Consider the following 14,111-nt stretch of genomic DNA (forward strand, 5'->3'; position numbering starts at 1 on the left):
GCATCCACGCGGCCCTGACAACGCGCGCTGGGCGTTAGCTCAGGCGCGGCGTCTGCGACGGCAATTCGCCGAACAGATCGCGATATTCGCGGGCGAAATAGCCAAGGTGCGTGAAACCCCAGCGGCAAGCGGCATCGCCAATCAGGAGTTCCTCCGCGCTCGTCATACGTAGCAGCCGGTGCACGGCATTGAGCCGGATCGAGCGCAGGTATTCGACGGGCGTCACGTTGGCCACGCGTTGAAAGCTGGTTTGCAAGGTTCGGCGACTGCACCGCAGCGCGCGGCACAGATCGAGCACGGTGATCGGTTGATCGGCGTTGTCTTGCAGAATACGTTCGCAGCGCCGCACAATGTCGCTATACGTGGTGTGCGTAAGGTCTCGCAGCGGCGTCTGCGACGCGCTTTCGATCAGACCGAGCAGGACGCTGATCATTTCGTCGCGGAATACTTTGGTCGCGGCAGGGTGCGCGAACGCAGCGGTATTGCGCTCGGCGGAGTCGAGAAACGGCGCGAGCCGCTCACGCAGCATCACCCCGTGCTCGGCGGAGAGCGCCAGCACACCGCCTTTTATCTGATGGCCGGCGTGCTCGCCCACTGTCACGTTCAGCAGTTCGTCCATCATCTCGGCGGAGACGCTGATGCCGGCATAGTGCATCGACTCCGGCGTGTAGAAGCGAAACTCCTCGCCCGCACCGAGCAGCAGCAGCGCGTAACCATCCACGCGCCGCCCCTGAAACGTGCCGACGAGCGGCGCATAGAGCGGCACCGCGATCGAAGCCAGACTGGCCGGCGACACGCCATGCTGCGCCACACGGCGATTGGTAGTTTCGCGAAAGAAATGAAAGTCGGTCGAACTCGCCTGCACGAGCGTGCTCTGAAAGCGGCCCGGCGTCATCTGACGATAAACCTGCTCCCAGCCACTCACCGCCAGCGAATGATCGTGCACGTCGGCAAGCGTACTGATCCGGAAGTCCATGTCCCCTCCCGCCTACTCTGAACAGGCTACATTCATGCGATGACGGCCCGGCCTGTCGTAGCGGACGCCAACCTGGATGCTGACAAAGGCCGCGGTGCGCGGCGCCCTCTGCAAATGATGAAGCAATGTTATTCCAGGCCGGCGGATGTGGCTCGATTTTAAAAAACGGCGACGCGTCCGCGGATTCAATTTCATCGCGCGCTGCCCCAACCCGGAATGCACTGGTGCATTCTGCAGCGCGCCTCAACACTTGACCAAGTCAATTATGCAAATTTCACTTCATCGAAGCCCGCGGCCAACGCACCGACGAGCGCGTCGAGCTGCGCCGATTCGACCACCAGCGGCGGCGACAGGATGATTTTCGTGCCGACCGGCCGTACCAGGGCGCCGTGCGCGCGCGCCACTTCGGCCACCGCGTTGGCATAGCCCGAGGTCGGATCGATTGGCTCGCGAGTCTGCTTCGACTTCACCAGATCGAGCGCGACCATCAGGCCCTTACCGCGTACGTCGCCCACCGCCGCATAGCGCTCGGTGAACGGCCGCAGCGCTTCGAGCAGATGCGCGCCCTGCTGCGCGGCGTTGGCCGGCAGATTCTCGTCCTTGACGATCTTCAGGTTGGCCAGCGCCGCTGCGCACGCAACCGGATGCCCCGCATAGGTATACCCGTGCATCAACGCGCCGGTGAAATTCGCGTTGTTCATGAAGGCCTGCTCGATACGCTCGTTGAACGCGGTCGCACCGAGCGGAATGTAACCTGAAGAAATGCCCTTTGCGAAGCACATGATGTCGGGTTTGACGCCCCAGCCGCGACTGCCGAACATGTTGCCGGTCCGGCCAAAACCCGTGACGATTTCGTCGGCGATCAGCAGAATGCCGTACTTGTCGCACACTTCACGAATCAGCGGCCAGTAGTTTTCCGGCGGCACGATCACACCGCCCGCGCCTTGCACCGGTTCCGCGATGAACGCGGCAATCGTATCGGGGCTCTGGAAAATGATCTCGCGTTCCAGCATTTCGGCGCAAATCCGGCCGAGCTCAGCGGGATCCTGAGTGAACGGATTGCGATAAAGCCACGGCGTTTCCACATGAAAACAACCCGGCAAATTTGGCTCGTAATTGCGGCGGAACGCAGTATTGCCGTTTACTGACGCGCCACCGAAGTGCGTGCCGTGATAGCCCTGCTTCAGCGAAATAAACTTGGTGCGGTCCGCCTCGCCCTTCAGCTTCCAGTACTGACGCGCGAGCTTCAACGCGGATTCGACCGCATCCGAGCCGCCTGAACTGTAGATGACGCGGCGCATGCCTTCCGGTTCGAGCATATCGATCAGCACCCTCGACAATTCCTCGGCGCGCGGATGCGAAATACCGTCGAACAACTGGAAGTATTCGAGTTCGTCCAGCTGACGCACAATCGCGTCCTTCACTTCACGCCGGTTATGGCCGACGTTGACGTTCCAGAGACCGGCCACGCCGTCGACGAGCTTGTTGCCGCGATCGTCGAACACATAACAGCCGTCGCCTCGCACGATACGGATCGGCTCGCGATGCTGCATTTCAGCGGGGTGCTGCATCGGATGCCAGAAAGCGGAATCGTTCGTTCCCATAGTGCTTACTCCATTAAGTCCAGTTTGTTGGTAGGTTCGTGTGGCTGCGTCCGGCTCAATGCGCGATGCACACGGACTTGGTTTCCGTAAAACCTTCGATGGCGTACTTGCCGAATTCACGGCCAATGCCCGACTGTTTGAAGCCGCCGAACGGCATGCCCGGATCGAGCGGTACGTGGCAATTGACCCACACGGTGCCCGCCTCGATTTGCGGCACGAGGTTCATCACGGTCTTGAGGTCATTGCTCCACAGGCTCGCGGCGAGGCCGTACGGTGAGTCGTTGGCGAGACGCAGCGCTTCGAGCGGATCGTCGAACGGGACGATGGCGAGCACCGGACCGAACACTTCGTCGCGCACGATTGCCGCGTCGTGCGGCACGTCGGCGATGACGGTGGGGCGAACGTAGTAGCCCGGCAGATCCACCGGCTTGCCGCCCGCCAGAAACTTCAGGCCGGCAGCCTGAGCGCGCGCGATGTGCTGCATGACGCGGTCGCGGTGCTGCGCGGACACCAACGGATTGATCTGTGCAGCCGGGTCGAGGCCCGGTCCCAGCGTCATGGCGTTGGCAATATCGGCAAGACCTTCCGCCACTTGCCGGTACTTGCTGTGATGCACGTAAATGCGCGAGGCCGCCGCGCACACCTGCCCCTGGTTGAAGAAGCCGCCGGCCAACGCGCCTTGAATCGCCTGCTCGACGTCGATATCGGCGAGCATCACCGCCGGATTCTTGCCGCCGAGTTCCAGTGAAAAGCGCGTCATGTTCTGCACGGCGGCCGTGCCGACCAGCTTGCCCGTCGGCGTCGAGCCAGTGAACGAAATCTTGCTGATGCCTGGATGCGCCGCCAGCGCGGCGCCGCATTCACGGCCTCCGGTGACAACGTTGAATACGCCCACAGGAACACCGGCTTCAAGCGCCAACTCGGCGAGACGCAATGCAGTCAAAGGCGTTTCCGGCGACGGCTTGATCACGACAGTACATCCCGCGGCAAGCGCCGGCACCAGCTTCCACACGGCGATCATCAGCGGGAAATTCCACGGCACGATGCCGGCAACGACGCCGATCGGCTCCTTGCGCGTGAACGCCGTATAGCGCGTACCCGGCGGAAACGGAATCGACACGTCCAGTGTTTCGCCGGTAATCTTGGTCGCCCAGCCCGCCATATAGCGCGCATATTCGATCGTCGCACCCACTTCCACCGCGCGGGCGATGTTGATCGACTTGCCCTGATTCAAGGTTTCGAGTTGTGCGAGGTCTTCGGCATTGGCTTCGAGCAGGTCGGCGAAGCGCAGCAGAATGCGCTCGCGATCGGCGGGACGCAGGCCGCTCCATACCCGCGCATCGAACGCAGCGCGCGCGTTGCTCACCGCGTGATCGACGTCGGTTGCATCCGCATCCACTACGGTCGCGAGGCGCTCACCGCTCGCCGGATTGAACACATCCAGACGACGCTCCGAATGCGCGCGTTGCTGCGCGCCGCCGATAAACAGGCCGAAATCGCGTTGTACGAACGCGCGAACCGCATCACTGACGACAACCGTTGCATCGTTACTCATATCCTGGGCCTCTCGTTGATGTCTCGCTGCTATCCGATTCATGGCCGCGGAGGCCATCGTGTTGAAGAATGGTGTCACGCCGGTTCGTCCACCGTTAGCGCAAATCGGCAGGCACGCCGCGCTTAAGGGAAAACATCTAGCGCTCGTTTGCGGTTACGTAGCCGGGATTACGCGCTCGCGGCCGGTTGCTTGCAGTTATGCGTAAAGGCAACGCTCGAATGCGTCGCGCTGCACGAATAACCGTTCGGGCAGCAACACTGCTTCGGCCGCATTGATCTGCATAAGCAGCGCAAAACGTGCGCCGTCGCTATGCCCGACAATTGCGCAGTTCGCTTCCACGAAGCCGCGATTAAAGCGCGGATCGCCGCTCACAATGTCGACGTCGTCATGCAGGCCGACGCACCGTGCACCATCGACGATGTTCCAGCTATCAGGCAAACGCAGCAGAATGTCCGACACGTCTTCTTCGCGAGAGATCACGGCGGCCAGCGCGGCCTGACGGCGTTGGAACCAGCGAGCGCCATGCATGCTGTCGGCGCGTTCTACCGCTACGGCCGCGACAGCGTAGAGGAGCATCGGCTCATCGGCCTCGACCGCTTCGACGCGCGTGTCATTCATCGGCCAGGTGTCGATCATGGCGTCGGTCCTTTATAGAAACAGCGCGCCGATCATTTCCGTGCGGCTCGACACGCCGAGCTTGCGGAACATGCGCAACAGGTGGGTTTTGACCGTGGGCTGCGCGAGCGCGAGGTCACGTCCGATCTCCTTGTTCGACAAGCCATTGCGCACGAGGCGCGCGATCTGTTGTTCGCGATGTGTCAGGTTCGGACGGATATCGGTATCGACGTCTCCGTCGTGGCGCAGATGCGTGCGCATTGGCCGCTGATCGCGCAGCGCCGGCACCAGTGCGGCTTCCAGCAGGGGTTGCACCGCCCTCGCATGCTTTTGATCGTCCTCGGAAAAGGCTTCCGCGGGCGCCATGCGCAGCAGTGAAAACGCGGCCACCGGACGGGTGCCTCGCGTGCCATCCCGGAGCAGGACCTCCATCACATCGACCACCTGATGCGGATTCAGGAAGCGCCGCCAGTACACCGAGCCGCCGCGCACCGTCTCCGGCAGTTCGCCCGCGAGCGTGAGCACGCTGCCCGTCTGCGTCGAAAAACGCGACGGATGCATCGGATCGAGCGTGCAGTAACGCTGCAAATACGTGCGATGCATCGTCTCGGTCATGCCGAACAGCTCGAAGCCGGACGGTTCGTTGTCCGCGCCGACCCAGTAGAAGACCGTCGCCGAGGGTCGCACCAGTTGCGCGAGCGCATCCACTGCGGCGCCCAGTGCGGGCATGAAAGCGCTTTGGGACGCAGCTTCGTCGCGAATCGTGTTCAACATGGCGCTCTCCCGGTTCACCAGCTCAAGACCATCGTACGAACGTGCGATTCCGCAGCGTGAGCACAAATTGGCAAATCGACCCGATCCGCGCAGTCGAACGACGGTGGCGTTGTCATCCTTTTGCCTGATTTCGCGGCACGCCCCGCGTGTCTAGACTCTGGACTCACGCTTCACTCCTTTCATCACGCTAAATCACATCCAGTCACGTTCAATTACGTTCATAAGGAACGCCATGTCCCAACAACGCACGGTTGTCATCACAGGCGCAGGCACCGGCATCGGTGAAGCCTGCGCCCGCCTGTTTGCTTCGCGCGGCGCGCGCGTGGCATTGATCGGCCGACGCCGCGAACCACTCGAACGGGTGGCGCGCGAAACCGGCGGCCTGGCGCTCGATGGCGACGCTGCCAGCACCGCCGACTGGCAGCGTTTCATCGCCGCAATCAAGGCCGACGGCGGCACTGTCGATGCGCTGATCGCCTGCGCCGGCGGTTTCGGCATGGGCACCGCCATCGAGACCGACGACGCCGCCTGGTCCGCCGCGATGCGCGCGAATCTCGACACTGCCTTCGTCGCCGCCCGCGCCTGCCTGCCCGATCTGATCGAACGACGTGGCGCGATCGTGCTGGTCGCCTCGATCGCTTCGCTCGCAGCGGGGCCCGCCGTTTGCGGCTACACCACGTCGAAGCACGCGCTGATCGGCCTCACACGCTCGCTCGCTCGCGACTATGGCCCCCACGGCGTGCGTGTCAACGCGGTATGCCCCGGCTGGGTCCGCACGCCGATGGCCGATGCGGAAATGCAGCCGTTGATGCAGCGTTACGACGAAACGCTCGATGCGGCTTATCAACGCGTCTGCGCCGACGTGCCGTTGCGCCGTCCCGCGCACGCAGAAGAAATCGCCGGCCTATGCGAGTTTCTGGCGTCGCCCGCTGCGTCGATCGTGACAGGCGCCACCCTCGTGGCCGACGGCGGCTCCTCGATCGTCGACGTGCCGACGCTCGCCTTCGACCATATGTAAGCGAGGCCGCAAGGCCTCAGCTCATCGCGGCGGTCGACTCTGGCAAGGTCGCGCCGCCATCGACCACGATGGTTTGACCAGTGATGTACGAGGCCGCGTCGGACGCTAGAAACAGCATGGCCGCCGCGATATCCGACGGTTCGCCCAGGCGCCCGAGCGGAATTGCCTGCTCGATACGGCGGTTGTGCGCGTCGTCGCCGAGATTGCCCATCGCAGGCGTGCGGATCATGCCGGGCTCGACGCCGTTGACCGTGATGCGGTGCTTCGCCAGCTCCAGCGCCGCAGCGCGAATGAAGCCGTTCACGCCCGCCTTCGACGCCGCATAGTGCGCGAGCCCCGGATACGCCACACGCGGCCCCGTCACCGACGAGGTCGCCAGCATCCGGCCGCCGCCTTGCCGGATAAACGCGGGCGTCGCCGCCTGCGCGAGCCAGAAGAGCGCGGCAAGATTCACGGCGAAGGTGCGCTGCAAAATCGCGGGCGTGATCGCATCGAAGGCCGTGAGTGGGAAATACGCTGCGTTATGCACGACCACGTCGAGCTTGCCGAAGTCTGATTCCACCTCGCCAACGAGGCGCTCGATCTGCGCGTACTCGGCCATATCCGCCTCGTAGGCGCGGGCGGCGGCGCCGTGCTGCGCGAGACGTTGCGCCGCTTCCGAGACCGCGTCGCTGCGCAGATCCGCGATCGCCACCGAGGCGCCGCGCGCGGCAAACGCCTCGGCAATGCCGCGCCCGATGCCTTGCGCGCCGCCGGTCACCAGCACCACCTTGCCGGCGAAATCACGCACGCTCGTCATATGCTGCGCGGCGTCGCTCATTGCGGATGCAGCGTCACGTTGAGCACTTGTGCGAGTGCGCCGACCGGGAAATTCGACAGCGCGTCGAACTGGTTGCCCCGATAGCCGAAAATCTTGCCATCCGTTTTCTTGCGTTCGAGGTCGATCATCACCACACCGAGCGTCGGAATGATTTTTTCGCGCCAGACGAACAGGTACAGATCTTTGGCGATGGCGATGTAGTGGCAACGGTCCACATCCGCGAGCCCTGCTTCCACGCCCGCGAGGCATTGCCACGCATAGAAATTGTCGTTCAGATAGACGTGTTCGTACTGTTCCGTGGCGCTATACGTGTACAGGTTGCGCATGCCGATCAGCTCGCGAGTCGGATGATGCAATGCCGCGTCCGTGTTAGCGCCCTGCTGCGCGATCCTGCCGTGGCGGAACTGCACCTGTACACCGGTCAACTCCATGCCTCGCTCGACACGCGTGAACGCATCGGTACGGGCTTCGCTTTCATTCGGCAAGGTGCCGGCCACTGCGGTGCACAAGCCCTTTTTCACATCGAGAACGTAACTCGTCGCTGCCGGCCGCGAGCCATCGCCACCGCCGATGTAATCGACGAAGTAAATGCCGTCGCGCACCGAGGTGACCCGGCATTCGAATTGACCGTCAGCCGTACGCAGCACACCCGCGGAGACGAACGTCAACGTCTCCGCGGGGCCATCGGCGAATTCAAGCTGTAATGTGCGGTCAGTCAGATCGTCGACGGGCGGCAGGATGTGGCTGTCGGGCGCGAAACCTTCGGCCAGCGCGCCGACCTGAATGAAAACGGGTTGAGATGTCATTGTCTGTATTGCTCCAGTAGTTCGATGATTTGCCGCGGCGCTGCTCGCATCGAGCGGCAGCCCGTGGCGCCTGTGACTACTGTACGGAGGCCGCGGGCCCGGCGGCATCGACCATAAGGATGACAACGCCCGTGACTTCAAGCGGCCCAGTGCGCCTGAAAGGCCAGACGCCCCAAGGCCCGTGGACCCTTTGGGCGCTGCGCGGCCCCTTTAGACATTCCGGAACCTTTGGGTGCTGCGTGGCCTTTAGACACGGTGGGCCTTTGGACGCCGCTGAGCCCTTAACGCGTTGACAGCCCAAACTCGCCGGCCATCTCATCGATCAGCCCACGCTGAAACGCCTTGAAGCGCTCGTTAGGCTGCTGTGCGATGGCCAGATCGAGCATCGGATCGGTCACCTGCGTACGCACGTCAGCCAGCGTTTCGACAATCGCGTGCCCGCAGAACGGCACATACGCTTCCGAATACCCGCCCTCATGCACGATCACCAGCCGGCCGCCGCAATATCGTTCGGCGGCATCGCACATCAGTTGCGTCATCGTGCGATAGCTCTCGCTGTGGAGCAGCATGCGCGCGAGTGGATCGACCGCGCTTGCGTCTAGTCCGCTCGCCACGACGATCAGATCCGGCCTGAACGCATCGAGCGCGGGCAGCACGATGCGCTCGAACGCATACAGATAGGCGTCATGGCCGCCGCCCGGCAACAACGGAATGTTGACGTTGGCTCCAACGCCTGCACCCGCGCCGCGCTCATCCGCGCCGCTGTAACCCGGCGGAAAGCAGCGGTCCTGATGCAGCGAAATCGTCAGCGTGTTGGGATCATCGTAATAGATCGACTGCGTGCCATTGCCGTGGTGGACATCCCAGTCGATCACCACGACGCGTTCGACGCCATGCTTCGCACGCGCCGCTTCGATCGCAACGGGAATATTGGCGAGCAGGCAGAAGCCCATCGGCTTGTCACGCAGACAGTGATGACCGGGCGGGCGCGACAACGAGAATGCGTTGCTTGCCCGCTTGTCGAGCACGGTGTCGATCGCGCTGATGGCAAGCCCTGCGGAAAGCGCAGCGATCTCATAGCTGCCCTTGCCAAACGGTGCGAGCTCACCCAGATCGCCGCCGGTCGTGTCGCTGAGCGCCTTGAAGCGATTCAGATAGTCCCGCGGATGAACGCGCAGCAAATCGTCTTCAGTGGCAAGCTCCGCCCCCTGCATGTCGAGCGACGCCGCCAGCCCCGAGGCCTGGATCAACGCCAGCAGCCTGCGTTTCGAATCGGGCGACTCCGCGTAACCACTGCTCGACGGCGGCTGCACCCAGCCGCCGACCGGAAAGAACAGCGCATGCGTGCCGCCTGTATGCCAGAAAGTGCGTTCGTCCGTGAAAAATGCCGTTTTGCTCATGATGTCTCTTACCTGTAGTTCACCTGCGGATTCAAATCGACCGGATTCGACGGCACGGTCACCCACGCGCGCCCGGCACTTCACGCCCGCTACGCTCGACACGTAGCAGGCAAACGAAAGACAACGCGCAGATCAACGCCGCGCCCTGAAACAACGTATTGAGTCCCACCCCCGCGTCGAGGAGAAAACCGGCGATCAGCGGACCGACTGCGAGCCCCGCGCCGATCACGAAGTTCAGCGTGGCGATCAAACGCCCAGATGTATCGGTTTTTGCGGCTGCGGCGAGAATGAACGGCAACACAAAGGTCCACGCGAACTTGAAGGCGAAGATCGCGGCGGCGTAGCCCATCGAAGCTGGATGCGCCGACAGACCGAGCAAAGCCGCGACGAGAATCGCGTAACCCGTCAGCAGCATCGCGGCACGCGCAATCCGGTTGCCGATGAACGATGCGCTTGCCGCGCCGACGATTCCCATTACGCTTGCGGTCGCGAGCAGTTCGCCGGTGTGGCCAGCGTCGAGTCCGGCGAGCGACGCCGCCTTGCTCGCGAACGTCCAGACGCCGCCGATTGCCACATAGAAAGCGAGCACGCCGCCGATCACCAGCGTCGCGAGAAACCACCTGCTGCCGGCACCGTTGATGCAGGATCCAGCCTGTTGCACCTGCTTGCCGCTGGCGCCGCCCAAGGCCGGATCGAAGCCGCGCGTGAGCGGCGATGCGATCAGCGCGAGCGCGGCCAGCACTACATACAGCGCCCGCAAACCGAACGCGTCGAACAGATGCGGCAGCACGAACAGGCCGAGCGCACCAGCCACCAGTTGACCCACCACCCACAAGCCATACACGCGGTCGCGATTGCCGCTCGTCGCCGCGCTCGTCATGCACAGCACCATCAGCGTGCCGCCGCCGAGCGCGGTCAACGCACGCAACACCAGCAACACGACAAAGCCGGGCATCAGCACCGCTGTGGCGAGATTGCCGATGCAAAACACCGCCGTGGCGATTGCCGCGACACGGCGCGCGTCGACTCGACCCAACCACAAGAGCGATGGCAAGGTCGCGCAGCTGAACGCGCCGAGTTCGACGAAGAAATACGTGCCGATCTGCGAGGCGCTCAAACCGAGCTGTCCGCCGAGTTGCGCAGCGACTGCTGGCGCGACGAGAAGCAACAACGGCGTGATCGCAGCAAACACCACCAGCGACAGCAGCGTGGACGTCGCGAATTCGCGCGGCGCGGCCGCGGACGTCGCGGACGCAGCGGCCGTGGCAAATGAAGATGTCGAAGAGGTTTTCATGGGGCTCAGAGGTAACGATTGCGGTTGCAACAAAAGCCGATACGCGGGCTATGAGAGACGAATACCAGCCGGCGTTCTCGACACCGGCGACGGGCAATCAGAACGTGTGATACATGCCGAACATCGCGCCCAACTGCGAGGCGCCGTTGAGCGACGTTGCGTCGTATTCATAGACCGGTTGCGAGCTTTGACTGCTGTTGCGCGAGTAGCCGAGATTCACATATGCCACCGTGCGCTTTGACAGTGCATAGGTGCCGCTCGCGATGAACAGCGTCGGATGACCGACGCTTGGCGTGTTCGACCAGGTTTGATAGACACCGCCCGCGAGGCCAAAGAAATTGTCGATCTGGTAGCGCGCCCCGCCCCACGCCACGGTTTTCGACGGCGCGAGCGATCCGGTTTGCCGTTCCGCGCCGCCGTATAGCGAAAGCGTCGCGATGTCCCAATGCGCCGCCAGCGTGCCAATGGTCTGCTGCAGTCCCGATGTATCCACATCGCCGGATGCCGTACCTTGCGCCCGATGCAACGCCGCACTGATACCGTAGCCGTTGCCGCCGTATTGCGCGCCGATTTCCAGCACCCGGCCCGAGCGCGAATTGCCCGCCACACCACCGGTCGCCGCCAATGCTTCGGCGCTGAAGCCGCCGTAATCCGCAGTCTTGAACTTCACTGAGTTATCAATGAAGTTGGCCGACAGCGGCACCAGCACACCCTGTCCGCTGTACGCCGCGTACAGCAGCGGGTCGTAGAAAACCGTGCGATCGAACAGCACGCTGAACTGCCGTCCGAGCGTGACGGTGCCGAATTTGCCGGTCAAACCGACATAAGCGCCGCGAAAGAATGCGTAACCAGGTACGGTGGCCGTGCCATCGTTCACGTTGATGCCCTGCTCGAGGCGGAAGATCGCCTGCAAGCCGCCACCCAGGTCTTCCGTGCCCGTCAAACCGATCTGCGACGGCAACACGCCGTAGTTCTGCAAGTTGACCGCGCTGTGCTGGCCGTCCGCGTTCGTGCGGTACTGAATGCCGGCGTCGACCAGACCGTACAGCGTGACACTCGATTGCGCGTGGGCGGTCGTGGCGCAGAAACCGGCCGCCACACTCAATACCGCCAATGTCTTTCGTCGACCGCCGCGCTGCCGTGATACGTTTCGTTTCATCGAGAAGCTCCAAACCGTCTGATGTTTTTGTAATGTGTCCGTTGCTGCGGGCTGCATCCCTCATCGAGTGCAACGGCAGTGTCGGTAGCGGCAATTGCGCTGAATAGACGTCCAGATGAACGGTATGGAAAACCCGCACGCGCTTGCGTGAAGCCCCAGTGCGATTGACATACGTGGATATGTTGAATGGCCCGGCGCAATGACGCGGCGCGGCATCCGCGGCCCGGGGCCGTTCAAATGAGGGGGTGTAGCGCCATTTCGGTCGCTGCGTTTTTCAAAAAAACGCCACGTATAATCGATCGGCACGCCGCGCGAGCAGCCGGACGCGCCTTATCGACAGCCGAAGGAGCCAGCGTGACAGTCACCGCGGACACAAAGCGGGTTATCGATCAGTGGGGTGAAATGCCCCCTGCCATTCCGCTCGACGAATACGCAGGTGCGCCACTCGAACAGCGCAGCGCCGACTTTGAAGGCGCGCTTTCCGGCAACGGCACCGCTGCGCGTGGCCTGAGCCTTTTCCTGCTCGACCTCTATGCGCTCGCCAACCGCACTGGCATCGGTGAATTCGAGCACGGCTTCTTCCGCCTCCTATCGCAGCATTTGCCGTTCGACGCCGGCTGGACCGGCGTGACGACGCACACGGCCAACGGTCCCGTGATGCACAACAGCTTCGTCTATGGATTGCCGGGCGAGTTCTTTACCGACTGGCAGCGCGTGCGCGACTGCGATCCGCTCGCGCTCGGCTCGATGAACCGCTACGGCCGCGCGCTGGAAGTGTCGATCGTGGCGCCCGGCATCGATCCGCGCTTTCGCAACTGGGCAATCAAATACGGGCTCGCGCAACTGATGGTGGTGTCGGCACTCGATCATCGCTTCGGGCTCGCAACCTTCCTCTCGGTGTATCGCCGCGCGCTCGACAAACCGTTCTCCGCGGCGGATGCGCAAACGCTGGAGGATGTGATTCCGCACTTAAGCGCGGCGCTTACGATCAGCCGCTCGTTTCAATTGACGCGCGAGCGCGGCGAAGGCGTTTCAACGCCTGCACGTGCGATCTGCGACGGCTTCGGTGCAGTGCACCAGGCGGATAAAGCGTTCAAAACCATTCTGCGCAGCGAGTGGCCGGGCTATCAGAACCAGCATCTGCCGGCGCCGCTGATCGCGCATTTGCATGCGGACACCGGCCAGCCGTATGTCGGCGAGACGGTAACGGTAAGTTGTTCGCCCGTGGTTGGCCTGTTTCAGCTGGAAGCGCGCCAACGCTCCCCGCTCGACCGTTTGAGTCCACGCGAACTGAGTGCGATCAAGCTGTACGGCGACGGCCTCTCACACAAGGAAGTCGCGCAGCGCATGGCGATTTCGCCTGCCACCGTGCGCCACTATCTGCGCTGCGCATACAAGAAGCTCGGCATGCACGACAAAAGCCAGATTCCGTGGCTGCTTGGGCTGAGGGAGACCGCTGCTACAAATACCCCGGCGCCCGGCCAGAGCAATTGAGCAGCTGCTTCACTCGTCCTCTTCTTCAAGGCCGGCAAGCAGATCGTCGACCGCGCGATACACGCGCTCGACGATTTCCGGCCCTACCTTGCGCTCCAACTCGCGATAGTGCGCTTCGAGATCCTTCGAGATCACGCGCACCAGATCCACGCTCGTGCTGGTGAGCGACACCAGCACGCGGCGCTGGTCTTCCGCGAAACGCTCCTTTGTCAGCAGTTCCATGCTCTCCATGCGCGCGAGCACGCCCGCCATGCTGGGGCTCGAAATCGTGCAGATATCGGAAATGTGGCGCGGCTCCATCGGGCCGTGCTCATTGAGCGCACGAATCACGCGCCATTGCTGTTCGGTCAGTCCGTGCGCGGTAATCAACGGACGGAAACGCTCCATCATTTTTTCTCTGGCGCGCAGCAACAGCATGGGCAGGTTGCGGTGTAAAACTCGGGTAGAAGCGGAAGCGGACATGGTGGAAGATAAATAAAAGGCAGCCGTCGAAGCTTAAGGGAAAACCCGCAATCAGCCGACAGGCTATTGACCGTGGATGATATCAAGCGCAATAATACTAACATGTTAGTGTTTTCTCTGAGAGACAGCTAATT

13 protein-coding genes are annotated in these 14,111 nt (G+C 62.7%); 2 read left to right on the plus strand and 11 right to left on the minus strand.

What is annotated here, in order from left to right:
• Positions 1 to 34 precede the first annotated feature (34 nt).
• The 5 genes from PQR40_RS00515 to PQR40_RS00535 all read right to left on the minus strand — a co-directional run bounded on the left by PQR40_RS00515 (position 35) and on the right by PQR40_RS00535 (position 5,524).
• The gene (locus PQR40_RS00515; protein WP_408508187.1) at positions 35 to 976 is read right to left on the minus strand and encodes a helix-turn-helix domain-containing protein; all 942 of its coding nucleotides are present in this window, start codon (positions 974 to 976) and stop codon (positions 35 to 37) included.
• A 263-nt stretch (positions 977 to 1,239) separates the two neighbouring features.
• The gene (locus PQR40_RS00520) at positions 1,240 to 2,580 is read right to left on the minus strand and encodes an aspartate aminotransferase family protein (protein ID WP_408235772.1); all 1,341 of its coding nucleotides are present in this window, start codon (positions 2,578 to 2,580) and stop codon (positions 1,240 to 1,242) included.
• A gap of 55 nt (positions 2,581 to 2,635) precedes the next feature.
• Positions 2,636 to 4,135 carry an aldehyde dehydrogenase family protein gene (locus PQR40_RS00525; RefSeq protein WP_408508188.1) on the minus strand — a complete coding sequence of 500 codons (1,500 nt, stop codon included), beginning with the start codon at positions 4,133 to 4,135 and terminating at the stop codon, positions 2,636 to 2,638.
• A 195-nt stretch (positions 4,136 to 4,330) separates the two neighbouring features.
• Entirely contained in the window at positions 4,331 to 4,771 is a 441-nt protein-coding gene (locus PQR40_RS00530) for a hypothetical protein (protein WP_408508189.1), read from the minus strand.
• A gap of 12 nt (positions 4,772 to 4,783) precedes the next feature.
• Entirely contained in the window at positions 4,784 to 5,524 is a 741-nt protein-coding gene (locus PQR40_RS00535) for a helix-turn-helix transcriptional regulator (RefSeq protein WP_408235781.1), read from the minus strand.
• A 232-nt stretch (positions 5,525 to 5,756) separates the two neighbouring features.
• Between PQR40_RS00535 and PQR40_RS00540 the strand changes: the two genes are divergently transcribed.
• Positions 5,757 to 6,542: an SDR family NAD(P)-dependent oxidoreductase gene (locus tag PQR40_RS00540; protein ID WP_408508190.1), complete on the plus strand. Its 786-nt coding sequence runs from the start codon at positions 5,757 to 5,759 to the stop codon at positions 6,540 to 6,542.
• A gap of 16 nt (positions 6,543 to 6,558) precedes the next feature.
• Here the strand turns inward: PQR40_RS00540 and PQR40_RS00545 are convergent, their stop codons facing one another.
• The 5 genes from PQR40_RS00545 to PQR40_RS00565 form a co-directional block, all read right to left on the minus strand.
• The gene (locus tag PQR40_RS00545) at positions 6,559 to 7,362 is read right to left on the minus strand and encodes an SDR family oxidoreductase (protein WP_408338526.1); all 804 of its coding nucleotides are present in this window, start codon (positions 7,360 to 7,362) and stop codon (positions 6,559 to 6,561) included.
• Positions 7,359 to 8,168, minus strand: coding sequence for a MoaF C-terminal domain-containing protein (locus tag PQR40_RS00550; protein WP_408391337.1), 810 nt, complete (start codon positions 8,166 to 8,168; stop codon positions 7,359 to 7,361). The genes PQR40_RS00545 and PQR40_RS00550 overlap by 4 nt, the downstream gene beginning before the upstream one ends.
• A gap of 281 nt (positions 8,169 to 8,449) precedes the next feature.
• A complete protein-coding gene (locus tag PQR40_RS00555; protein WP_408484881.1) occupies positions 8,450 to 9,568 on the minus strand; it encodes a histone deacetylase-like amidohydrolase in 1,119 nt (372 codons plus the stop codon).
• Between the two features lie 58 nt (positions 9,569 to 9,626).
• Positions 9,627 to 10,862, minus strand: coding sequence for an MFS transporter (locus PQR40_RS00560; RefSeq protein ID WP_408235796.1), 1,236 nt, complete (start codon positions 10,860 to 10,862; stop codon positions 9,627 to 9,629).
• A gap of 97 nt (positions 10,863 to 10,959) precedes the next feature.
• The gene (locus PQR40_RS00565; RefSeq protein WP_408508191.1) at positions 10,960 to 12,021 is read right to left on the minus strand and encodes a porin; all 1,062 of its coding nucleotides are present in this window, start codon (positions 12,019 to 12,021) and stop codon (positions 10,960 to 10,962) included.
• A 354-nt stretch (positions 12,022 to 12,375) separates the two neighbouring features.
• Between PQR40_RS00565 and PQR40_RS00570 the strand changes: the two genes are divergently transcribed.
• Positions 12,376 to 13,515, plus strand: coding sequence for a helix-turn-helix transcriptional regulator (locus PQR40_RS00570; RefSeq protein ID WP_408508192.1), 1,140 nt, complete (start codon positions 12,376 to 12,378; stop codon positions 13,513 to 13,515).
• 9 nt (positions 13,516 to 13,524) lie between these two features.
• Here PQR40_RS00570 and hpaR read toward each other — a convergent pair whose 3' ends face one another.
• Positions 13,525 to 13,932 (minus strand): homoprotocatechuate degradation operon regulator HpaR, encoded by a 408-nt coding sequence (gene hpaR / locus PQR40_RS00575; RefSeq protein WP_408235805.1) that lies wholly within the window; start codon positions 13,930 to 13,932, stop codon positions 13,525 to 13,527.
• Positions 13,933 to 14,111: the final 179 nt, after the last annotated feature.

The sequence above is a fragment of the Paraburkholderia sediminicola genome (assembly GCF_046026855.1).
Lineage (GTDB): Bacteria > Pseudomonadota > Gammaproteobacteria > Burkholderiales > Burkholderiaceae > Paraburkholderia > Paraburkholderia sediminicola_A.